The sequence below is a fragment of the Polaromonas sp. P1_G1 genome (assembly GCF_056405595.1).
Window position 1 is genome coordinate 13067 of the sequence record NZ_JBFUBU010000013.1, and the last position, 21080, is coordinate 34146.

Below are 21080 nucleotides of genomic sequence, written 5' to 3' on the forward strand. Positions count from 1 at the left end.
AAGCTTCTGGCCGGTCGGCGCTCAGGCCGGGTCGCGCGCCGGCGGGCCGGACGGGCCGCGCTCGGCGGGTGCCACGCTGCGCACCGGAACCAGTGCGCCGGGAGCCTCCGACACCACCACGCCGCAGGGATTGGGGCCGGCCAGGGGGGCTTGCTGGGCTGCGGGGGCCGCCGCGGTCGCGGCAGTCTTCACCGGCGCGGCGGCCTCGGGAGCTGCGGGGGCGGCCGTTGCCGGTGAAGCGGGGGACGCCGGCGATGCGGGTGAAGAAGCGCCGGCGGCTGATTTTCCATTGCCCGCGCGGCTGGCGGCATTCGCGGCCAGGTCCACCACGCTGACCACCGTACCATCGCGCTGCACGCGCTGCTGGCCGGTTGCGACCACGACGTCACCGGGTTCCAGGCCTTCGAGGATTTCGACCTTGCCCGGGCTGCGCAGGCCGACCTTGACTTCCACGCGTTTGGTGATTCGGGTCTGCCCGTTCGGGCCCTCCAGCAGCTTGATGACGAACTGCCGGCCGCCCTGCGGAACAATCGCTTCCTCCGGTATCACCCGGGCGTTTTCACGCACGCCGAACACCGCGTTGACGCGGGCGAACATGCCGGGGCGCAGCTGCAGCTGGCGGTTGTCGATGCAGCCGCGAATGCCGATGGAGCKGCCGTTGGCGTCGATCAAAGGGTCGATGGCCTGGATCTGCGCGTTGTACTTGCGCCCGGGCAAGGCGTCGATGTCGAGCGTCGCCGTCTGTCCGCGCCTGACCTTGTTCTGGAAGCGCTCGGGCAAGCGGAAATCGACAAAAATCGCTTCAATGTCCTCGATGTTGACGATGTCCGCGCCGTCCTTGAGGTAGTCGCCGACGTTGACCAGGCGTATGCCGGCAATGCCGTCAAAAGGCGCGATGATTTTCAGGCGCGCCGCCGTGGCCTTGGCCAGCGACAGCTTGGCTTCGGCCACCTGCAGGTTGGCCGCGCTTTCATCGAGGGAACGCTGGCTGATGAAATTTTGCGCCACCAGCTCCTGGTTGCGCTTCTGGTTGGCCTGGGCGATGGAAAGTTCGGCCTGGCTTTGCTGCACCTGGGCCAGCGGCAGCTGGTCGTCGAACTGCACCAGCACCTGGCCTTTGCGCACACGCTGGCCGTCGGTGAAATTGAGCTGGGTGATGCGCCCGCTGACCTCGGGCCGCAAGACCACGCCGCGGCGCGAACGCAAGCTGCCCACGGCCTGGGTGTCGTCCGACAGCCTGGCGATTTCCACCCTGGCGGCTTCCACCGTGACTGGTTTTCCCGCATTGGCGCCATTGCCACCGGCACCACCGCTGCCGGCAGCCGAAGGCGCAACCCCGGTAGCATCCGGCGCCTTGGGTTTCTGGAGCCACCAGGCGGCCCCCGATGCGACCGCTATGCCCGTGACGGCGACCGCTGTGTAGAGTGCTTTTGATGCCATGGGGAGGAAAACTTGTTATACAAAGAGATACAAAGTTCCAATGTAGCAGGACACCATGGCGCGCGCAGCCTTTTCCGTCCTCTGCCAGGGGCAAGCGCGGTAGCTTTACAACGGCTTTACCAATCGGCCGGCGCGGCCGCGAAGCCGTGGATGCTACGTACGCTTATGGTGCGTGCCCGGGCTCGGGGATGTGCGCCGGCCGTCCCTGCTTGGTGCCTGTTTTCGCGCACATGTTCCCGCGGCGCTCCAGGCCCGCCCAAGCCGCTGTTACAAGCGGCCCAGCGCGCGTTCCACGCCCTTGTTGGCCAGCGCATCGGCGCGCTCGTTGCCGGGATCGCCGGCATGGCCCTTGACCCAGCGCCAGTCGATCTTGTGGCCGCTGCCGCTCACCAGCGCATCCAGGCGCTGCCACAGGTCCACGTTCTTCACGGGTGCCTTGGCCGCCGTGCGCCAGCCCCTGGCCTTCCAGCCGTGTATCCACTCGGTGATGCCTTTACGCACGTACTCGCTGTCCAGGTACAGGGTCACGCTGCAGGGCCGCTTGAGTGCCGTCAGCGCCTCGATGACGGCCATCATTTCCATGCGGTTGTTGGTGGTGCCGAGTTCACCGCCGAACAGCTCCTTTTCGGTGCCGCCCTGGGACAGCAGAACGCCCCAGCCGCCGGGCCCGGGATTACCCTTGCATGCGCCGTCGGTGTAGATCACGACGGGCTGGGGGATGGCTGCTGGGCTGGTGGATAAATCGGTCATGCGTTGTGTTTGCTTTGTAAAACGAAAACGCCGGGCCCATGCCCGGCGGTGAAAAAAGAAAAATCAGCTCAGGCCGGCGGCCGCAAGCGGACGGCCGGCTCCTTGTTGGCCACAGCCGCCGGCGCCGCGGCCGGCGCCTTGCGGGTTTTCCACGCGGGCTCCAGCAGCCGGACGCCCCGCACGCGCTTGACCGCCGCGAGAAAGTACACAGCACCGAAAATCGGCCACCAGCGCTCGCCTGCCGCGTCCATCCACTCGAAGCGGTCCAGCCAGGCCTGGCTGGTCAGCGCCGGTCGGTAGCAGCCGAAGCGCCCCGACTCTACCTCAAAGTCCAGCAGCCTCAGCCAGTCGCGCAGCCGCCAGTAACCGATGAAGTCTCCCGTGCTGGGCAAAAACAGCTTGTCGTAACCCCAGCGCTGGTACAGATGGCCGCGGCGTTGGCGCAGGCCCCAGAGGCTGGTGGGGTTCAGCCCGCTGATGACCACGCGGCCCTCGGGCACCAGCACGCGGCTGACTTCGCGCAGCGTGGCGTGCGGGTCGCGGCTGAGCTCCAGCGTGTGCGGCAGCACCACCAGGTCCAGGCTGCTTTCCGGGAACGGCAAGGCGCCCGAGTCGGTCAGCAGGGCCGCGCGCCGGGAACTTGCCGCGGGGGCGGCAGTCGCACCAAGAGCCGGTGAAGGCGCGGCGGCAGGAGCAAGGGACTCGAGCGCCAGCCATTTGTGCGGCATGCGGTTTGCTTGCAGGGCATCGAGTTCCGGCAGGCCCAGCTGCAGGGCGTGGTAGCCGAACACGTCGCTCACGGCCTCGTCGAAATGCGTGCGCTCCCAGCCCAGCAGATAAGCGCCGGGCGGCGTCTTCAGCCAGTCGGTCAAACCTATAATTTCAGAGCTCATCAAGTTCCAACCACCGCATGTGCATGTATGTTTTTGATCCCGATTCCCGCCTTTGACGACAACTACCTCTGGTTGTTGCATGACGGCAAACGCGCCCTGGTTGTGGACCCGGGAGATGCCGGGCCGGTGCTGCGCACCCTGGACGAGCACGCATTGCAACTGGAGTCGATTCTAGTCACGCACCACCATGCGGACCACACAGGCGGCGTGGATGCCCTTCGCGAAGCCACGGGCGCCCAGGTCTGGGGCCCGGCCACCGAGCGCATTCCCCAGCCTTACACACACCTCAAGGGCGGCAGCACGGCCAACGCGCTCGGCCTCGATTTCCAGGTGATTGACGTGCCCGGCCACACGGCGGGCCACATCGCCTATTACCTTGCCCCCACGCTTTCCGCTTCGCGTGATGCGCTGCCCCCCGAGGGGGCTCATCCGGCTTGGGGCGGCCCGGCGCCGGATGGCCTTGCCGTGGACGGCCAACCCCTGCTGTTCTGCGGCGACACGCTGTTCTCGGGCGGTTGCGGGCGCCTGTTTGAAGGCACGCCGGCGCAGATGCTGGCCTCACTCGACAAGCTCGCCGCCCTGCCCGGCAACACCGTGGTCTGCTGCACCCATGAATACACGCTCAGCAACCTGCGTTTTGCCATGGTCGTGGAGCCCGGCAACGCCGACCTGGCGGCCTACCAGGCCCAATGCATACGCCTGCGCGAGCAGGGGGTGCCGACCCTGCCGAGTTCGATAGCGCAGGAATTGCGGATTAATCCCTTCTTGCGGACGCGGCAAGCCACTATCATGGCGGCTGCCCGGCACTTTGATGCGTCGGCCCGTGACGAGACCACCGTATTTGCCGCCATCCGGCAGTGGAAAAACCAATTCAAATGACGCCACATTCCCGCACCACTGCCGCTTCAGTCCCTTCCTCCTTCTCTTTTTTCCGCCTTGTTTCGCTGGCCGCCGTCCTCGTCACGGCGCTGCTGGCGGGTTGCGCCACCCAGGCGCCCGGCCTGCCCAGCGACCCGGTGCTGACCACCGGCGGCCCCGCCACCAAACCGCTGCTGCCCAGCGGCCCGCTGCAGGCCATCACGCCGGGCCAGGCAGGCTCGCACCAGAACGTCGCCTCCACCGAGCCCCCCAAGGAACTCTGGGACCGCATACGCCGCGGCTTTGCCATGCCCGACCTGCAAAACGAACTCGTCACCGATCGCGAGCAGTGGTATGCCAGCCGGCCCGACTACATCCAGCGCATGACCGAGCGCTCCAGCAAATACCTGTTTCACATCGTTGAAGAGCTCGAGCGCCGCCAGATGCCCACCGAGCTGGCCCTGCTGCCCTTCATCGAGAGCGCCTTCAACCCGCAGGCCGTCTCCAGCGCCAAGGCCGCCGGCATGTGGCAATTCATGCCGGCCACCGGCAAGTATTTCGACCTGAAGCAAAACGCCTTCCGCGACGACCGCCGCGACGTGCTGGCCTCCACCCGCGCCGCGCTGGACTACCTGCAAAAGCTTTACGGCATGTTCGGCGACTGGCACCTGGCGCTGGCCGCCTACAACTGGGGCGAAGGCAGCGTGGGCCGCGCCATCGCCAAGAACCAGCGCGCCGGCCTGGGCACCACCTATGCCGACCTGAACATGCCCGCGGAAACCCGGCTCTACGTGCCCAAGCTGCAGGCCGTCAAAAACATCGTCGCCAATCCGCAGGCTTTCCGCGCCGAACTGCCGCTGATCGAAAACCACCCCTACTTCCAGCAGGTGCTGATCACGCGCGACATCGACGTGGCCCTGGCCGCGCGCCTGGCCGACGTCAAGATCGAGGACTTCAAGGCGCTGAACCCTTCGGCGCACCGCCCCGTCATCATCGCCGCCGGCACGCCGCAGATTTTGCTGCCCTGGGACAACGCCACGGTGTTCCAGCGCAACTTCGAGGCTTACACCCAGGGCCAGTACGCGAGCTGGACCGCCTGGACCGCGCCCAGCACCATGAACCCGGCCGAGGCAGCGCGCCGCACCGGCATGAGCGAAGCCGACCTGCGCGGCGTCAACAACATTCCGCCGCGCATGCTGATCAAGGCCGGCTCCACCCTGCTGGTGCCGCGTTCGGCCAAGGTTGAAAACGACGTCACCTCCCACATCGCCGACACCGCCCAGGTGTCCTTCGCGCCCGAAATCGTCACGCGGCGCACCACCGTCAAGGCCCGCAAGGGCGAATCGGTGGCCACCATCGCCAAACGCTACGGCCTGAGCGCCGCCAGCGTGGCCGAATGGAACAACGTCAGCGCCTCCAGCGCCTTCAAGGTCGGCCACCAGGTGGTGGTGTTCCTGCCGGTCAAAAGCCATGCCGCTTCGGCTGGCCGCGGCAAAGGCAAAAGCAGCGTGAAGGCCGTCAAGCGCAGCACGGCCAAGCCCGTCGTGAAATCCAAAAAACGCTGAAGCCCCAGGCCTCCCGCCGCTAAAGCTTGAGGGTGCCGACGCCGAACAGGCCTATCAGGCCGATGACGATCAGGTAGATCGCCACGATGTAGTTGAGCAGGCGCGGAATGATCAGGATCAGGACGCCCGCGATCAGGGAGACAAGCGGGCCTATGCTGAGAGAAAGGTTCATGGCGTTTTCCTTGGAGTTTTGGATGCCGGCCTGCCCGCCTCCCCTTGCGCGGCGGCAAGGAGGCCCGGAATGGCGCAAGTCCGGCCTTGACTGTAAGCAGGCAAGCAGCCGGAGACTGTAGGACGACAGGAACTTGCGGTACAGGGAAAGGGGATGCGCAAAGCGTCAGAGCTTTTCCGTCTCGCCGCTGCGCGGCTGCCACTTCATGAGGCGTTTCTCGAGCCGCCCCACGATACCGTCCAACACCAGCGCAAAGGCCGTCAGCACCACGATGCCGGCGAACACGGTGTTGACGTCGAAGGTGCCCTCGGCCTGCAGGATCAGGTAGCCCACCCCGCGCGCCGAGCCCAGGTACTCACCCACCACCGCGCCGACAAACGCCAGGCCCACCGAGGTGTGCAGGCTGGAGAACACCCAGCTTGTGGCGCTGGGCAGGTACACGGTGCGCAGTAGCTGCCGCTGGTTGGCGCCTAGCATGCGGGCATTGGCCAGCACCACCGGACTGACTTCCTTGACGCCCTGATAGACGTTGAAGAACACGATGAAAAACACCAGCGTGACGGCCAGCGCCACCTTGCTCCAGATGCCCAGGCCCAGCCACAGCGAGAAGATGGGCGCGAGGATCACACGCGGCATGGAGTTGGCGGCCTTGATGTAGGGATCCAGGATGGCGCTGGCCGTGGGCGCGAGCGCCAGCCACAGGCCGCAGGCCAGGCCCAGCACCGTGCCTATGCCGAACGCCAGCACGGTCTCCAGCAAGGTCGTGCCCAGGTGCAAATAAATGTCGGCATTGCCGGGCAGCCCGTCGGGAAACAGCGCGCTGGGGCCGAACCCGAAAGGCATGAACCAGCTCCAGACCCGGCCCGCCACCTTGATAGGCTCGCCCAGGAAAAACGCAATCTTCTGGTCACGCGAAGCGGCGTGCCAGACCAGCAGGATGACGACCAGCAGGCCGATTTGCCAGGCGCGCAGGTTTTTTTCAGAAGGATTGATATGCCGCCACATACTCAGGCGGCCTTCTTCAGTTGCTGCGCATAACCCTTGAGCACCTCGTCGCGCAGCACGTTCCAGATCTGCGTGTGCAGCTCGACAAAGCGCGGCTGGTGGCGCACCTCGGCCACGTCGCGTGGGCGCGGCAGGTCGATCGCGAACTCGCCCATGGGGTGCGTGCCCGGGCCGGCCGACAGCACGACCACGCGGTCGCTCATGGCGATGGCCTCGTCGAGGTCGTGGGTGATGAAGAGCACCGCCTTCTTTTTGGCGGCCCAGAGTTCCAGCACCTCGTTTTCCATGAGCTGGCGGGTCTGGATGTCGAGCGCGCTGAAAGGCTCGTCCATCAGGATGATGTCCGGGTCCAGCGCCAGCACCTGGGCCAGCGCGGTGCGCTTGCGCATGCCGCCCGAAAGCTGGTGCGGGTAGCGGTCGCCGAAGCCGCCCAGGCCCACGCGCTCCAACCAGGCCTGCGCCTGGCGGCGCGCCTCGTCGTCTGGAATACCGCGGTACTGCAGGCCCATCATGACGTTGGCCAGCGCGCTGCGCCAGGGCATCAGGGCCTCGGTCTGGAACATATAGCCGGCGCGCGTGTTGATGCCGGCCAGCGGCTGGCCAAAGACCCTGACCTCACCCGACGAGGCCTCGAGCAGGCCGGCGCCTATGTTGAGCAGTGTCGATTTGCCGCAGCCCGTCGGCCCGACGACCGAAACGAATTCACCGGCCCGTATGCGCAAGGTGGTATCGCTGACCGCCGTGTAGCGCTGGCCCGCATCGTCGCGCGAACGAAAGGTGCAGCTGATGTCGATCAGCTCCAGGGCGTAGGCGTTGTCGGGTTCTGGCATGGCGGGAGCTTACAGCAAGCTGCCTGCGCGAGGCAGCTCAACGATGAAGGATTGGGGGAGCAACGAACGAGCGACGGGGGCATCTGTCTTCACCAGCAGGGGCCGCGGGACTGGCTTTGCCAGACCGCAGGCGCAGCACCCCGATACACAAGCAAGGGGCAGCGCGCCGCAGGCTCGAAGTGGGGAGCGTGGGGGCTCCAGGCCTAGGCCTTGAATCGGTCCTTGGCCTTGCGGGCGAACTCGTTCGTATAGGTCTTGGCGATGTCTATCTTGTCGGCCTTGATGCTGGGGTCAAAGCTTGCCAATGCCTTGAGCGCCGTGCGCGCGCCGTCGTCGGGGATGATGCCATCGAGCGAAATCGCCTCGCGCACCTTGTTGAACGAAGCCAGGTAAAGCGCACGGTCGCCGAGCAGATAGCTCTCGGGCACGGTCTTGATGATGTCGCCCGGGCCGGCGGTCTGCAGCCACTTGAGGCCGTGCACGATCGCGTTGGCCAGCGCCTGGCAGGTGTTGGGATTCTTTTGCACGAACTCCAGCGGCGCATACAGGCAGCCCGCCGGCATGGAACCGCCGAAGACTTCCACCGTGCCCTTGAGCGTGCGCGTGTCGCTGATGATCTTGACCTCGCCTTTTTGCTCGAGCATGGTCATCACCGGATCGGTGTTGCTCATCGCATCGATCTGCCCCGATCGCAGCGCGGTCAACGCGCCGGCCGCCGTGCCCACGCCGATAAAACTCACGTCGCCGGGCTTGAGGCCCGCGCGCGATAGCACCAGGTTGGCCATCATGTTGGTCGACGAGCCCGGCGCCGACACACCGATCTTCTTGCCCTTGAGGTCGGCCAGGGTCTTGTAGTTGGGCATGTTCTTCGTCGAGATGCCGAAAGCGATCTGCGGCGCCCTGCCCTGCAGCACAAAGGCCTGGAACATCTGGTTCTTGGCCTGCAGGTTGATGGTGTGCTCAAACGCGCCCGAACACACGTCGGCCGAGCCGCCCACCACGGCCTGCAGCGCGCGCGCGCCGCCGGCAAAGTCGCTGATCTCGATGTCCAGGCCCTCGGCCTTGAAGTAGCCCAGTTGCTCGGAGATCGTGAGCGGCAGGTAATAGAAAGCGGCCTTGCCGCCGACTGCAATCGCGATCTTGCTCTTCTCGGGTTTGGGCTGGGCGCGCAGCGATGGGAATGCCAGCGTCGCCACAGCCAGCGCAGTGCCGCCGGCAAAGCCGCGGCGGGAAATCAGGGGATGGCGGTTCATGCAAAGCCTCTCTTCTTGTGGATGGCACAAGCTTATCGAGACGTAAAAAAACCCGCATCGGGGTCATCCCGTGCGGGTTTTTACCAAAAATGAGGTGCTCGGGGTTACCAAAGGTTACCGCGGCCGACGCACTCTCCGCGCGCGTTTGATCTGTTTAGCGGTAGCCCGAAAAGAGGATGCAGATGTTGATGAAGAGCGCGACGGCCCAGACAGCCGAACGCGCTTTGGCCAGGTCGGCCACGTACATCATGATGTAGGCGATGCGCAGAAAGACAAACAGCAGGGCCAGGATGTCCAGCCGCGTCTGCCCAGCTTGCAGCAGGTGCGCGATGATCACCGCCGCGAAGAAAAAAGGCAGCGCTTCAAAGGTGTTGTGCTGGGCCGCATTCGCGCGGCCGCGCCAGTCGGTTTGCCGCGCCAGCCAGCCGCGCGGGTTGTGGTTGTCAAMGCCGCCGTCGCGCCGGGGCGTGCCCATCATGCCGTATTTGGCCAGCGCCGCGCAGGCGATAGGCAACAGGGCCGCGATCAGGACACACCAATAGGCAATGGTGAAGCGTGCGAATGTCATGGGTGGGTTCCTTTCGTTTGTTGTTGTGTCGTTGCGGCCGTTGCGATCATGGCCTGGCCGCAATCAAAAAAATATCGCCGCCCCTCAGCGGCGGTCCACCAGCGCATGGGCAATCGTGCCCAGGTCCACGTATTCAAGTTCGCTGCCCACCGGCACGCCGCGCGCCAGGCGCGTCACCTGCACGCCGCGGCTTTTGAGCGCCTGGGCGATCACATGCGCCGTGGCCTCGCCTTCGGCCGTGAAGTTGGTCGCGAGGATCACTTCCTGCACCTCGCGCGAGGCCGGCGGCAAGGCCTCGCCGCGCTCGTCCTTGGGCACGACGCGGTCGAACAGCTTTTGCAGGCCGATGTCGTTGGGGCCTATGCCGTCCAGCGGGCTCAGCTTGCCCATCAGCACGAAGTACAGGCCCTTGTAGGCCAGCGTGCGCTCCAGCGCCGCCTGGTCGGCCGGCGTCTCGACCACACACAGCTTGCTGCGGTCGCGCTGCGGGTTCGCGCAGGTGGTGCAGAGCTCCTGCTCGGTCAGGGTGTTGCACAGGCTACAGTGCCGCACGCTGCCGACCGCATGCTCGAGCGCGCGCGCAATCTGCAAGGCGCCGGGTTTGTCATGCTGCAGCAAATGAAAGGCCATGCGCGCCGCCGACTTGGCGCCCACGCCCGGCAGCTTGCGCAGCGCCTGGGTCAGGCCTTCGAGAGCGTTGGAATCAGCCATGGTGGAAGTTAATGCGGCGCAAGCGTGTGCCTGCACGAGATCAGCCGGGGCCGCGGAACCGGCTTTGCCGGGCCGCAGGCGCAGCGCCCCCTCGGGGGGCAGAGAGCTACGCGCAGCGAGCGAACGTGGGGGCCCACAGTTTTAGAAGGGGAGCTTCATGCCGGGTGGGAGGCCGGCTGTCAGCTTGCCCATCTTTTCCTGGCTGACTTCCTCGGCCTTGCGCACGGCGGCGTTAAAGGCCGCGGCCACCAGGTCTTCGAGCATGTCCTTGTCGTCGGCCAGCAGGCTGGGGTCGATCTCGATGCGCTTGACGTCGTGCTTGCAGGTCATGGTGACCTTCACCAGGCCGGCGCCGGCCTCGGCCGTCACTTCCACAAAAGCCAGCTCGTCCTGGGCTTTCTTGAGGTTGTCCTGCATGGCCTGGGCCTGCTTCATGAGGCCGGCGAGTTGTCCTTTGTTAAACATGGCGTGTTCCTTTTGAATCGTGAAATCGGGGAGTTTGGGCGGTGTCGGGTGTTTGCAATGCGTGCTTGCGACTGGCTTTAATCATATCGACTTGGCGGCCAGCGGCCGTATGCTGCCGGGGACAATTTTCGCTCCCCAGTCGCGCATCATGTCCTGCACCAGCGGGTCGTTTTGTATCAGTTCTTCCGCCGCGCGCTGGCGCTCGGCCGCGGCGGCGCCATTGCGGCGGGCCGGGGTGTCGGTGACCGGGCCGACCTCCACCACCAGCTTGAGGGCCGGGTCGCCCACATGGGTTTGCAGGGCGGCCTGCAGCTTTTCGCGCGCGGCCGCCTGGTTCAGCGACTCGCGCTCAACCCGCAGCGTCCACAGCGCGCCGTCCTGGCTGCGCAGCTCCGACTGCAGGCCCAGCTCGCGCGTCAGAGCCGCCACGGCCTCGGCCGCGACCATCTGGTTGACGGTCTGGCTCCAGGCTTCGCCCAGGGGTACGGGCACCAGCGGCGGGGGCGTGGTCGAAGGCGCGCTGGCCGGCGGGCGCTGTGGCGGTTGCGGGGGCGCAGCCTGCACAGGCGGCGGCTCCGGCATGGCCGGCGCGCTGGCGGTGACATGGGGGGCAGCCTGCGCGCGCTCGGCCTGGGCAGCCGGCGCCGGGGGGGCTGGAGGCGCCACAGGCGGCCTTCTTTCAAATGCAGGTGCCGGGGCCGGCGCTGCCGGCGCAGGTGCGGCGACCGGCGCGGGCGCAGCAGCCCGCGCGACCTCAGGCTGGGGCTTTTTTCCGGGCTCGGCGGCACCCCCCGCTTGGGTGCTGGCCGAAGAAGCCGAGGGTTTGAAGGCCAGCAGGCGCAGCAGCACCATGGTCAGGCCCGCGTATTCGTCGGGCGCCAGGCCCAGCTCGCCGCGGCCGTGCAGGCACAGGCTGTAGAGCAGCTGGGTTTCGTCGGCCGGCAGCGCGCGCGCCAGCCGCGCCGTCTCGGCGATGTCCGGGTCGGCATCGTCGCCGCCCTCGCCCATCTCCGGCACCGCCTGCAGCACCGCCATGCGCTGCAGCACCGTGGTCATTTCTTCGAGCGTGGAGGCCGCGCTCAGGCCGTTGAGGCGCAGCGCCTCCGAGGTTTCCACCACGGTCTTGCCGTCGCCGCGCGCCAGCGCATCGAGCAGGCGGTACACATAGCTGCGGTCCACGCTGCCCAGCATGGTGCGCACGCTGGTTTCGTCGAGCGAGCCCGAGCCGAAGGCAATCGCCTGGTCGGTCAAAGACAGCGCATCGCGCATGGAGCCGCGCGCCGCGCGCGCCAAGAGGCGCAGCGCCTGCGGCTCGGCCGGAACATTCTCGACGCCCAGCACCTGCGTCAAATGCTCCAGAACGGTCTCGGGGGCCATGGGCCGCAGGTTGAACTGCAGGCAGCGCGACAGCACCGTGGCCGGCACCTTCTGCGGGTCGGTCGTGGCCAGCACGAACTTCAGGTATTCGGGGGGCTCTTCCAGCGTCTTGAGCATGGCGTTGAACGCCGTGTTCGTGAGCATGTGAACTTCGTCGATCATGAAGACCTTGAAGCGCCCCACAACGGGTTTGTAAACCGCTTGCTCCAGCAGTTGCGCGATTTCATCGACACCACGGTTGGACGCGGCATCCAGTTCCGTGTAATCCACAAAACGGCCGCTGTCGATGTCGGTGCAGGCCTGGCACACGCCGCAAGGCGTGGCCGTGATGCCGCCCTGCCCGTCCGGGCCCAGGCAGTTCAGCGACTTGGCCAGGATTCGCGAAATCGTCGTCTTGCCCACACCCCGCGTGCCAGTGAACAGGTAAGCATGGTGCAAACGCTTGGTAGCCAGCGCATTGCCCAGGGCCTGCACCACATGCGACTGCCCCACCATTTCCGAGAAATTTTTGGGGCGGTATTTACGGGCTAGGACGAGATAGGACATGGAACGATTCTAAAGCGCTATCACCCCACTACTCACAGACCTACGTCAAGTCCCACCTCAGCTTTTGTCTTGCAACTAAAATGGTGGAAGAGATCTCGCGACCCCATTTCCACATCCTCCAGTCGAGGGTGAATCGGCTCCGCCTGCTAAAATATTTGCCAACGCCGTCAATGACTAGCAACCATCGCCAAGTTGCTTCAACTCCTCATCTCCAACTTACCCCGGAAATTTTATGCCACAGATTGAACAACGCCTGCAAACCTTGATGCGCGATGTGTTTGACAACGATGAAGTCATCTTTGACCGTGAGTTGACTGCGGATGATGTTGAAGGATGGGATTCACTTGCGCACGTACATTTAATTGTTGCAGCGGAACGCGAATTTTCAATTCGAATCACTGCAAGTGAAGTGCATAGGCTAAAAACTGCGGGTGATCTGGTTGACTTGGTTCAGGCAAAAATCCAGGGCAACTAAACTTCGTTAACTAAAAAATGCCAAGCCTTCGGTCAAAGATCCACACGGCAATCGAGGCCAGTCCACGGGAAGCTCTCTCCTTAATTCTTGATGCCTTGTCCGCACAAGACTTCAATCCAAGTCAAGCCCCGATGCTGGCTCGAAGTCTAAGCAAGATTTCACTTGAAACGTTCGTAGAAGCTGGGTTCTTAATCAAGAAAATAGCGGTCCTGTCAGGGTATACATTTCAGGCAGTACAGCCATGGCTTCAACTGCAGTTGTTGAAACGTGGAATTTTTGCGCAATTGTGGGTTTCCGAGTATGGCCTGCATGAACAAGCGATTCTTTCGCAAGACCGTGAACTGCAACTATTCGCCCCCGATCTTTGTTACTTTTATGTTGGGCGAGAACATCTGCATTTTGAAGAACTCGAACCTGAAATCGAGCGCTGGCTTTCGCTTTGGAAAGCAGCGCATCACCTCCTGGATTGCGAAATCATTGCCAATGATTTTGAACTCGAAGACGTCGGAGCATTCGGTAACTACGAAGTCAAATATGCCAAAAGCGTCACCAACTACATCCTGGACGTTAATCGAGCACTTGCCCTCCAAGCTCCGTCGTACGTTCATTTCAACGGCGTGTCTGCGATGGCCAGATTCCACGGCGGGAGAGCATGGCGTGACGATCGGCTATACGACCTCTCCAAAATTCCGGTCGCTGAGCCATTTTGGACGGTCTATGCAGACAACTTAGCCGCCGTCATCGCTGGCGTATACGGCAAGAACAGAAAATGCCTGGTGCTCGATCTCGACAACACACTTTGGGGGGGCGTGATTGGCGACGATGGAATTTCTGGAATTCAAATTGGCGAGGACTCCAGCGGAGGCGAAGGATTCAGAAGATTTCAGACCGCGATCAAGGCATTAAAAAATAGGGGCATTCTGCTTGCAGCCTGTAGCAAGAATGATCTCGATACAGCGCAAGAGCCCTTTCTCAAGCGCAGCGAAATGGTTTTAAAGCTTGAAGATTTCAGCTACTTCTGCGCAAATTGGCAGCCAAAGGATCAAAACCTAATAGACATTGCGGCCGCCCTGAACATTGGCCTGGATTCCATGATATTTGTGGATGACAATCCCGCCGAACGGGAGATAGTTCGCCGGAGCCTGCCGCAAGTGGCCATTCTCCCCCTACCCGACGATCCCGCAGAATATGCTCGTGCCCTCGGGCAATGCAAGTTGCTTGACGTTGTCGCATTGACTCAGGAGGACATGAATCGCACCGCGTCTTATCGGTCAGCAGTTGAACGGAGTTCTGCTCAGCTAAAAGCTGGCGATTACAACGAGTATTTGCGCGACCTCCAAATGACAGGCAGTGTCTCACCATTTGATGAAATCAATATCCCCCGTATAACTCAACTAATAAACAAGACCAATCAATTCAATCTAACGACACGCCGGTATACAGAAACGCAAATTCGAGGATGGATGAACGATGCATCGGCATTGACTTTCATGGTAAGGCTCGAGGATCGTTTTAGCCAGTACGGCCTGATTTCCGTATTTATGGCAACTGTAGAAAAGCAATATCTCAGCATCGACACCTGGCTAATGAGCTGCAGAGTATTGAAAAGAGGGGTCGAGCGTCTACTTTTCAAGCGCATCCTGCAAAGCGCCTTAGACCTGTCTCTGAAAAAAATAATGGGACGCTATGTGCCCACCGCAAAGAATGGAATGGTTGCAGAACTTTATCTTGAACTCGGCTTTACCCTTGAAAAAACCGACCCTGATGGAAGTACGTTGTGGGTCTTCGACCTCAGTGCCAAAGAAACCATCAATGCCCAATTGAACCACTCAGTGTTTGTAGCGTCTTGATATGAAGTTCAGCGAACAGCAACTGACGATTTTTGCGCAACTGTCGCACGACATCAATCCTCTTCATCTGGATGAGCAATACGCTCACTCCACCCCTTTTGGGCGCCGCGTCTTCTACGGCTGCGCTGCCGTGCTTTGGTCGCTTGGTCATTGGGCAAAAGGACGCGCGTTTCAGTTGGAATTCATAAAGGTGAATTTCAAGAAACCCTTATTTCTGGACGAAGAATATCAAGTTCAAATCGAAGACAAAGGGCATCAAGTCGTCGTTCGTATCCGGAAGAATGCAAGCATTCGCATGAGTTTGAGCTTTACTTGGGCGAATGCTTCATCTGCAAGCATCGAAATGCGCCCAAGAAAATTCTCCCCCCTGCTAGCGGCCAGGGCCGGAATTAACTTTAAGGATGACATACCTGAAATCATAGAAGAGGCCAGGCGCTATCAGATTGATATCAATGCAATTGAGAAATTAGCAAATGACTTCGAGTTGCGGGTGGAGCAACTCCCAATGCACCAGATTGAGGCGATATGCTGGGCGAGTTATTTGGTTGGCATGCAGATTCCAGGTCGACAGGCTTTGTTCACCAATTTCGAGTTTACTTTCGACAACAAAATCGAAGCCACACAGTTCAACTTGAGCGCCCTAAGTGCGGAGCTTCAMGAACAATTCAATCACATCGAAATTACAGGGATGGGAGCGGGCATAGTCTCATTCAACATTGTCTCGTGGGTTCGTCCCGAGCCCGTTCGATTTGACTTGTCGACCTTGCAAGCAGCGATCGGAATATCAAATAAATTCGCTGGAAAGACCATACTTGTCACTGGAGCAAGCCGCGGACTGGGTTCAGTCCTGGCGCGCGCCTTTGCGCTTCACGGCGCTGATGTAGTTGTTAACTATCGATCAAACACCGCTGAAGCCTTAAGCATAAAACAAGACATAGAGTCACTAGGAAGAAAAGCCACGCTAGCTCAAGGCGATGTCTCTACCTCTATTGGCGTGGAGGCAGTTCTAGGAACCATAAAAAGAAATGCCATCGAAATCGACGTACTCATCAATAGTGCGTTACCCCCACCGATTGCCGCGAGCCTGCCGGAGCAATCGGAAGAAGACGTGTTGGCTTATGTATCCATCGCTTTGGGCATTACCGTACGAACTAGCTACGGGTTGCTTCAAGTACTTAAGCCAGGCGGGACATTTCTAACGATTTCATCGATTTTTGTCGTGCATCCAGAACCAAAATTCAGCGCCTATACGGCTGCGAAATGTGCAATTGAGGGCTGGATTTGTGCGATCGCAAGGGAAATTCCGTCAAAAAACTTTGTTATCGTGCGCCCCCCTCGTATGCTGACCGACATGACAAATGCCTCACAATCCTCTCGCGGTTATGCGTCGGCCAGCGAAGTTGCATATCAAATCATCTCTGCAATGACTCCGGGAACCGCGCCTGGAAATATGAAATACCTTGATCTACCGGAAGCAAAAAGAGAGAACATCGATGAATGAACAAAGTCAACTGCTTGCAGATTTCCCGGAAGATTCATCATTAAGAGTCTTGATCGACGCCACCCTCAAATTGTGGCCCGAACATAAAAAATTCCTCGGTCGTGCGCTGATCTCAAGGACTGCGCAAGAGCTGGAGGATGCTCATGAATTCGCCGAACTCATTTTGAGGATAGCCGGAGATCACCTGCCAAAATATATTGAGAGCTACCGCTGGATGTGCGAGGAATTCACTCGTGAGCAGTTGCACTTCTCAAGAACTGGCACATATCGGTTCTCTCTCCTCAATCAAGTCGAGAGCTCAGTTTATGGCAAGCCGGACTACATGACGAAATACATGGACGGTTTATTAATCTCGCAACTCTATTGGAGCAACCATCGGGGCGCAGCCAGCCTGCTCAAGCGCAGCTTCTTTTCCTCAAATAAACCCAATAGTCGACATCTGGAGATTGGCCCTGGACATGGATTGTTTATGTATTTTGCGGCCAAATCCGGGCGAGTGTCTCGCCTTTCGGGCTGGGATATTAGCGACACATCATTGAAATTGACTCAACACTGTCTCGACAAACTAGGCATCAAGATGGAAATCGACTTCAGTTTGCGGGATGCCGCCGCTGGAACGGTTACAGAAACTTTTGACAGCATAGTGCTGAGTGAAGTATTGGAACATGTAGAAGACCCACTCTCTTTACTCAAAGGTGTCGCTAAAAATCTTTCCTCAGACGGTCGGATTTTTATCAATGTCCCGGTGAACTCGCCCGCACCGGATCACATTTACCTGCTCAATTCGCCGGCCGAAGCTACCGCGCTTGTCGTGGCTTCCGGTTTGAAAATCATCGAAAACCATTTGTTTCCTGAAACGGGAATGACGGTTGAACAGGCTGTGAAAAGAAAAGCCACCATCTCATGCGTGATCATCGCTTGTCCATGACAAGTCCTAGACGCTATCTACTCGCGTTTTTTCTAACGGCTATTGTTGTCTCAGCGAGCCTTATTGCGGCGGGTCAATATAGTCTGCGTGCCAATACAGATAACTATCTGGCAAGCCTTCGTGAAAACAGCTCGTTTGGCTGTGCAACCGCCGGTTTGACTCAATCAGAGTTATTTTTTATTGGCGACTCTCACAGCTATGCTGGATGGAACTTCAACAATGTGAGCCAGCTCACGGGAACGCCGAATATTTCAGCTTGCATGATGGGGGCTCTGTATCTCGAAACACTGCCAGCAATCATGCAGAAATTTCGGGAAAATAATGGCTACCCAAAGAAGATCGTCTACGGTACCAGTATCTGGCAATTCACCAATCGCAAGGGGAAGGAAGCCCAGCTGGCTCAGCACACAAATCTGCTGAATACCTTTCGTTCCCGATATAACTTGGCTTCAGCCAGGGACATGATCAAGCTCGCATATAAGTGGAAAGAGCATCCGGAAACCAGCCCGGGAAAGGCATTGCAAAGAACACTGTCGACTCATTTCATCAAGGTTGAATCAACTCGCGAATCGTCCGCCACCGGCCTAATAGAAAAAGAATCGACAGAGTCAAAATTGATATGGAAAGAGAATCAAAAGAGCATTGTGTTCGAGGCAAACATAAAAGAAAAGATTGATGCTTTTTGCAAATTAATAAATCGGGAAGGTATCGATCTGTATGTAATTGATCTCCCGGAAAGCCCATACATGATGGCTAATTACAAAAAAGAAGATCTGCGAACCTACGAGCAAATACTTCAACAATTTCGGCAATGTTCACAGAACATAGTCATGAGTGACGCCGCATCTTATGGCCTTGGCAATCGCCATTTTATCAACCGCTCGATGATGGATAGTTTTCCCTATGAGTCTCTTCCAGACGGCACATCCGGCATATCGCTACCCTATCTGTACGACATTGATCATATGAACTTAATCGGCGCTACCAAGTTCACACAGATTGCAGTGAAAAGACTCGGCCTATTGAAGGAAAAACCAGCCTATTAAAATTGGAAGTAAATAAAATTCACTGTTTTTTCGCCTATTCCAATCAGAGAAAACACCGCGCCTATACCTGCAGCACACCCCCACCATACATTCGGTCGCCATTTTAAAAAACGGTGCAACTGACTCAGCTTGGGCCGCAGCTTTTTATCCAACTCTAATTCTTGAGAATAATCAGCCATCCACCACAAGATATTGGGCAGGAATAAGACTATCGCAATCCATGGCAGTACTGCGATATAGGCGTTAACAATCGAGCCAGAGGAAAGCGTGTTAAGGCCGGAGTGCATTGTTCCAGTGCTCCCCCCAGTGGAGGAAAGCATTCCTTGCAAATATATCCATGCACTTCTTGGCGTATCAGCCCGAAAGATGACCCAAGCAACAACGACGCAAAAGAAGGTCAAAACTTTGGATGCGACTCGTCGAACAAGATTTCCTGTAGCGGAATTGGTCTTTTTTATCCATCTTCGGCAGACTGACTGCCATAGGTAATGCACGCAGATATAGACGCCCATGAGCAGCCCAAAAAGAACATAGTTATTGCCTGCCCCGTGCCAAAGGCCTGCAATCACCATTGTTAGCATAAGTGCAGGATAGACACCCCAGCCCCAACCCCGGCGCGCTGTAAATAGGGCAAGTGGGGTAAAAAGGTATTCGCGCAAGAATTGCGACAAAGTGACATGCCACCGCCGCCAAAGGTCACTTATATTTACTGCCTGATATGGGGATGCAAAATTTACGGGCAACCGAATATTGAATAGCAATCCCAAGCCGATTGCCATTTCTGAATATCCTGAAAAGTCGTAGTAAATTTGGACAATAAAGGCGAGTATCCCAAGCCAAGCCTCTAGAAAAAAGGGTTTAACGCCTTCAGAAGCAATGCTGAATGTTGCATCTGCATAAGGAGCCATTTGATCGGCAACCAGCACTTTTTTTGCTAGTCCAATGATGAAGAACGTCAAGCCGACACTGATGTTCACTATTTGTGGCCGGAAAAACTCCGAAGACTGAAACTGTGGCGCGAGACTTTTGTGGTGAACGATCGGCCCGGCAATCAAATGTTGGAACGTGGTCACAAACAACATGTAATCCAAGAGACTGTATTCCTTCACCTTTCCTGAATACGCATCAACCAAATATGCGATTTGCGTAATTGTGAAAAAGGAAATTGCCAACGGAAGCACGATATGTTCGGCTCTCAATGTACCGGCGGTAAGTGCATTTATCGTTTCAATGAAAAATCCGGTGTATTTGAAGTAGCTAAGCGCCAGAAGATTTAGCGAAACGCCGATAAGAAGCAAAGCCTGCCTCAATTTATCCGTCGCTCTTTCCCCGGGAGACAGCCAACGCCCCAATGAAAAATTCAATAGGACTGAGCCTAGTAGCAATGGCAAATAATTGGCGTCCCAATAACCGTAAAAAAACAGAGAAGCCAAGACCAGAAAAAGTGACGCGCTTCGCTTGTACCCAAAAGCACCGAACAGAAAGAAACCGGCCAATGTGCAGGGAAGAAAAAGGAAAATGAAGTCGTACGAGTTAAATAGCATGTGCGCCCAAAACTGGTCTGGCAGGTTGGCTATCCTATGCGAGTTAGCACCGGTAGCGTTTTGAATCGATAAATAATACAACCACCGAGATCAAGGTTTGAAATGCCTAGTCTTTTAGTGAACGCGCTGAAGAAATTATCTTCGCGAGAGGCTAAGGCCATAATTGGCAAAAGCTGAACACGATTCATAAAAGCTTCGCCGATATATCTATGGCCACCGCAGCGATGCGGTTTGTAGCTGGTAGGCCCTTGAATCTTCCTCCCCTGCCCTTACAATAGCTATTGACGGGCCTTCCCGCATGGTAAAGCGGCCAACCGGGTCAGGTGGGGAACCAAGCAGCCCTAACTGTGGAGCCAGTGCCGGGGTCAAGGCTCGTCACCTTATTCACCTCAAATCCGCGTTTCTTGCGGGTTTTATTCCCAGAGCGGCGTTCAAAAGACCTCTCGCAGGCTCCACCGGCAGCAAAGCGCCTATGTACCGGATTGCAAATCCGGCCAGCCTGGATATCGTCCCGCTACAGTCGCTGCTCAACGTGGCGCATTAGCCCCTCGCAAGCATCCTCCACCAAGTCCAGCACCTGCTCAAAGCCATCCTTGCCGCCATAGTAGGGATCAGGCACCACCGGGCTGTCATGCTTCAAGCAAAACTCCGTGAGCCTGCGCACTTTGTGAAGATGCTCAGCGGGACATTCCTCCTGCACCAAAGCCAGGTTGTCCCAATCCATGGCCAGGATCAAATCGTGGCGCTCAAAATCCGCATCCGAAATCTGCCGGGCCCTGAGGCCTGAGAGGTCATAACCTCGCTTGGAGGCATGCGCCTGTGAGCGCTCATCGGGCGGGTTGCCGGGGTGGTAGTTGTGCGTGCCGGCTGAATCGACCTGCACCCGGCCGCCCAGGCCGCGGTCCAGAACTTTCCGCTGGAACACGCCGTGGGCCGTGGGGCTGCGGCAGATGTTGCCCATGCAGACAAAGAGGATGGAGTACCTCTTCATCAGATGAACGGCGCGGCTATTGGGCCGCCTCTTCGATCGCCTCGGTGGTCTGCAGCGCATGCTGCGCGATCTGCGCCGAGGCCAGTGCCAGCGAGGCGAGCGCGTAGGTGCCGCTGATGATGCCTTTGTAGGCCACTTCGGCCGCAATGGCGTCCTGGCCCAGGCCTTCGGTGGCGGCGACGATGCAGGCCTCGACGCTGTCCAGGCCGGCGTCACCAAAGAGCTCTTCGCCTTCGTAGCTCACGCGGTATTCGAACTCTTCCTGCATCATGGGTTCGATGTTGAAACGGACGATCATGGCTTTCCCCTTTT

The 21080-nt window shown here is 59.2% G+C and carries 21 protein-coding genes and 1 other RNA gene; 8 read left to right on the plus strand and 14 right to left on the minus strand.

Features of this window, described 5'->3' with window-relative positions; translation table 11 throughout:
* Positions 1-21 precede the first annotated feature (21 nt).
* The 3 genes from AC1D1Y_RS08380 to AC1D1Y_RS08390 form a co-directional block, all read right to left on the minus strand.
* Entirely contained in the window at positions 22-1440 is a 1419-nt protein-coding gene (locus tag AC1D1Y_RS08380) for an efflux RND transporter periplasmic adaptor subunit (RefSeq protein ID WP_477681941.1), read from the minus strand.
* Positions 1441-1707: 267 nt separating this feature from the next.
* A complete protein-coding gene (gene rnhA, locus AC1D1Y_RS08385) occupies positions 1708-2190 on the minus strand; it encodes a ribonuclease HI (RefSeq protein ID WP_477681942.1) in 483 nt (160 codons plus the stop codon).
* Between the two features lie 68 nt (positions 2191-2258).
* A complete protein-coding gene (locus AC1D1Y_RS08390) occupies positions 2259-3083 on the minus strand; it encodes a class I SAM-dependent methyltransferase (RefSeq protein WP_477651583.1) in 825 nt (274 codons plus the stop codon).
* A 27-nt stretch (positions 3084-3110) separates the two neighbouring features.
* Between AC1D1Y_RS08390 and AC1D1Y_RS08395 the strand changes: the two genes are divergently transcribed.
* Both AC1D1Y_RS08395 and AC1D1Y_RS08400 read left to right on the plus strand, forming a co-directional pair.
* Positions 3111-3962: a hydroxyacylglutathione hydrolase gene (locus AC1D1Y_RS08395; protein ID WP_477681943.1), complete on the plus strand. Its 852-nt coding sequence runs from the start codon at positions 3111-3113 to the stop codon at positions 3960-3962.
* A complete protein-coding gene (locus tag AC1D1Y_RS08400) occupies positions 3959-5506 on the plus strand; it encodes a transglycosylase SLT domain-containing protein (RefSeq protein WP_477681944.1) in 1548 nt (515 codons plus the stop codon). The genes AC1D1Y_RS08395 and AC1D1Y_RS08400 overlap by 4 nt, the downstream gene beginning before the upstream one ends.
* A gap of 19 nt (positions 5507-5525) precedes the next feature.
* Here the strand turns inward: AC1D1Y_RS08400 and AC1D1Y_RS08405 are convergent, their stop codons facing one another.
* The 8 genes from AC1D1Y_RS08405 to dnaX all read right to left on the minus strand — a co-directional run bounded on the left by AC1D1Y_RS08405 (position 5526) and on the right by dnaX (position 12433).
* Positions 5526-5678 (minus strand): DUF3096 domain-containing protein, encoded by a 153-nt coding sequence (locus AC1D1Y_RS08405; protein ID WP_477651576.1) that lies wholly within the window; start codon positions 5676-5678, stop codon positions 5526-5528.
* A gap of 165 nt (positions 5679-5843) precedes the next feature.
* Positions 5844-6683, minus strand: a complete 840-nt coding sequence (locus AC1D1Y_RS08410; protein WP_477681945.1) for an ABC transporter permease — start codon at positions 6681-6683, stop codon at positions 5844-5846.
* A gap of 2 nt (positions 6684-6685) precedes the next feature.
* A complete protein-coding gene (locus AC1D1Y_RS08415; RefSeq protein ID WP_477681946.1) occupies positions 6686-7513 on the minus strand; it encodes an ABC transporter ATP-binding protein in 828 nt (275 codons plus the stop codon).
* Between the two features lie 203 nt (positions 7514-7716).
* The gene (locus AC1D1Y_RS08420) at positions 7717-8766 is read right to left on the minus strand and encodes an ABC transporter substrate-binding protein (RefSeq protein WP_477681947.1); all 1050 of its coding nucleotides are present in this window, start codon (positions 8764-8766) and stop codon (positions 7717-7719) included.
* 154 nt (positions 8767-8920) lie between these two features.
* Positions 8921-9334, minus strand: coding sequence for an MAPEG family protein (locus tag AC1D1Y_RS08425; protein ID WP_477681948.1), 414 nt, complete (start codon positions 9332-9334; stop codon positions 8921-8923).
* Positions 9335-9418: 84 nt separating this feature from the next.
* Positions 9419-10045 carry a recombination mediator RecR gene (gene recR / locus AC1D1Y_RS08430; protein WP_477651571.1) on the minus strand — a complete coding sequence of 209 codons (627 nt, stop codon included), beginning with the start codon at positions 10043-10045 and terminating at the stop codon, positions 9419-9421.
* Positions 10046-10186: 141 nt separating this feature from the next.
* Positions 10187-10510, minus strand: a complete 324-nt coding sequence (locus AC1D1Y_RS08435) for a YbaB/EbfC family nucleoid-associated protein (RefSeq protein ID WP_411882079.1) — start codon at positions 10508-10510, stop codon at positions 10187-10189.
* Positions 10511-10591: 81 nt separating this feature from the next.
* On the minus strand, positions 10592-12433 hold the full coding sequence (gene dnaX, locus AC1D1Y_RS08440; RefSeq protein WP_477681949.1) for a DNA polymerase III subunit gamma/tau: 1842 nt from the start codon (positions 12431-12433) through the stop codon (positions 10592-10594).
* Positions 12434-12665: 232 nt separating this feature from the next.
* Here dnaX and AC1D1Y_RS08445 point away from each other — a divergent pair, with 232 nt between their 5' ends.
* The 5 genes from AC1D1Y_RS08445 (at position 12666) to AC1D1Y_RS08465 (ending at position 18233) form a co-directional block, all read left to right on the plus strand.
* The gene (locus AC1D1Y_RS08445; protein ID WP_477651569.1) at positions 12666-12908 is read left to right on the plus strand and encodes an acyl carrier protein; all 243 of its coding nucleotides are present in this window, start codon (positions 12666-12668) and stop codon (positions 12906-12908) included.
* Positions 12909-13003: 95 nt separating this feature from the next.
* Complete coding sequence (locus AC1D1Y_RS08450) at positions 13004-14758, plus strand: HAD-IIIC family phosphatase (RefSeq protein WP_477681950.1); 1755 nt, start codon at positions 13004-13006, stop codon at positions 14756-14758.
* Position 14759: 1 nt separating this feature from the next.
* On the plus strand, positions 14760-16259 hold the full coding sequence (locus tag AC1D1Y_RS08455) for an SDR family NAD(P)-dependent oxidoreductase (protein ID WP_477681951.1): 1500 nt from the start codon (positions 14760-14762) through the stop codon (positions 16257-16259).
* Positions 16252-17187: a class I SAM-dependent methyltransferase gene (locus AC1D1Y_RS08460; protein ID WP_477651566.1), complete on the plus strand. Its 936-nt coding sequence runs from the start codon at positions 16252-16254 to the stop codon at positions 17185-17187. The genes AC1D1Y_RS08455 and AC1D1Y_RS08460 overlap by 8 nt, the downstream gene beginning before the upstream one ends.
* Entirely contained in the window at positions 17163-18233 is a 1071-nt protein-coding gene (locus AC1D1Y_RS08465; protein ID WP_477681952.1) for a hypothetical protein, read from the plus strand. The genes AC1D1Y_RS08460 and AC1D1Y_RS08465 overlap by 25 nt, the downstream gene beginning before the upstream one ends.
* Here the strand turns inward: AC1D1Y_RS08465 and AC1D1Y_RS08470 are convergent.
* Positions 18230-19729, minus strand: coding sequence for an MBOAT family O-acyltransferase (locus AC1D1Y_RS08470; RefSeq protein WP_477681953.1), 1500 nt, complete (start codon positions 19727-19729; stop codon positions 18230-18232). The two genes, AC1D1Y_RS08465 and AC1D1Y_RS08470, sit on opposite strands and share 4 nt — an antisense overlap.
* Before the next feature lie 331 nt (positions 19730-20060).
* Here AC1D1Y_RS08470 and ffs point away from each other — a divergent pair.
* An RNA gene (ffs, locus tag AC1D1Y_RS08475) (signal recognition particle sRNA small type) lies at positions 20061-20157 on the plus strand.
* A 134-nt stretch (positions 20158-20291) separates the two neighbouring features.
* Here ffs and AC1D1Y_RS08480 read toward each other — a convergent pair.
* Positions 20292-20768 (minus strand): low molecular weight protein-tyrosine-phosphatase, encoded by a 477-nt coding sequence (locus tag AC1D1Y_RS08480; RefSeq protein WP_477681954.1) that lies wholly within the window; start codon positions 20766-20768, stop codon positions 20292-20294.
* A gap of 16 nt (positions 20769-20784) precedes the next feature.
* The gene (locus AC1D1Y_RS08485) at positions 20785-21066 is read right to left on the minus strand and encodes a hypothetical protein (RefSeq protein ID WP_477651562.1); all 282 of its coding nucleotides are present in this window, start codon (positions 21064-21066) and stop codon (positions 20785-20787) included.
* Positions 21067-21080: the final 14 nt, after the last annotated feature.

What these genes read in the sequence shown, in the direction of transcription:
- AC1D1Y_RS08395 (WP_477681943.1), top strand. Translation starts at nt 3,111, where the DNA reads ATGTTTTTGATCCCGATTCCCGCCTTTGACGACAACTACCTCTGGTTG.
- AC1D1Y_RS08465 (WP_477681952.1), top strand. Translation starts at nt 17,163, where the DNA reads ATGCGTGATCATCGCTTGTCCATGACAAGTCCTAGACGCTATCTACTC.
- AC1D1Y_RS08485 (WP_477651562.1), bottom strand. Translation starts at nt 21,066, where the DNA reads ATGATCGTCCGTTTCAACATCGAACCCATGATGCAGGAAGAGTTCGAA.
- recR (WP_477651571.1), bottom strand. Translation starts at nt 10,045, where the DNA reads ATGGCTGATTCCAACGCTCTCGAAGGCCTGACCCAGGCGCTGCGCAAG.
- AC1D1Y_RS08445 (WP_477651569.1), top strand. Translation starts at nt 12,666, where the DNA reads ATGCCACAGATTGAACAACGCCTGCAAACCTTGATGCGCGATGTGTTT.
- AC1D1Y_RS08410 (WP_477681945.1), bottom strand. Translation starts at nt 6,683, where the DNA reads ATGTGGCGGCATATCAATCCTTCTGAAAAAAACCTGCGCGCCTGGCAA.
- AC1D1Y_RS08480 (WP_477681954.1), bottom strand. Translation starts at nt 20,768, where the DNA reads ATGAAGAGGTACTCCATCCTCTTTGTCTGCATGGGCAACATCTGCCGC.
- AC1D1Y_RS08460 (WP_477651566.1), top strand. Translation starts at nt 16,252, where the DNA reads ATGAATGAACAAAGTCAACTGCTTGCAGATTTCCCGGAAGATTCATCA.
- AC1D1Y_RS08400 (WP_477681944.1), top strand. Translation starts at nt 3,959, where the DNA reads ATGACGCCACATTCCCGCACCACTGCCGCTTCAGTCCCTTCCTCCTTC.
- rnhA (WP_477681942.1), bottom strand. Translation starts at nt 2,190, where the DNA reads ATGACCGATTTATCCACCAGCCCAGCAGCCATCCCCCAGCCCGTCGTG.
- AC1D1Y_RS08435 (WP_411882079.1), bottom strand. Translation starts at nt 10,510, where the DNA reads ATGTTTAACAAAGGACAACTCGCCGGCCTCATGAAGCAGGCCCAGGCC.
- AC1D1Y_RS08420 (WP_477681947.1), bottom strand. Translation starts at nt 8,766, where the DNA reads ATGAACCGCCATCCCCTGATTTCCCGCCGCGGCTTTGCCGGCGGCACT.
- dnaX (WP_477681949.1), bottom strand. Translation starts at nt 12,433, where the DNA reads ATGTCCTATCTCGTCCTAGCCCGTAAATACCGCCCCAAAAATTTCTCG.
- AC1D1Y_RS08405 (WP_477651576.1), bottom strand. Translation starts at nt 5,678, where the DNA reads ATGAACCTTTCTCTCAGCATAGGCCCGCTTGTCTCCCTGATCGCGGGC.
- AC1D1Y_RS08390 (WP_477651583.1), bottom strand. Translation starts at nt 3,083, where the DNA reads ATGAGCTCTGAAATTATAGGTTTGACCGACTGGCTGAAGACGCCGCCC.
- AC1D1Y_RS08415 (WP_477681946.1), bottom strand. Translation starts at nt 7,513, where the DNA reads ATGCCAGAACCCGACAACGCCTACGCCCTGGAGCTGATCGACATCAGC.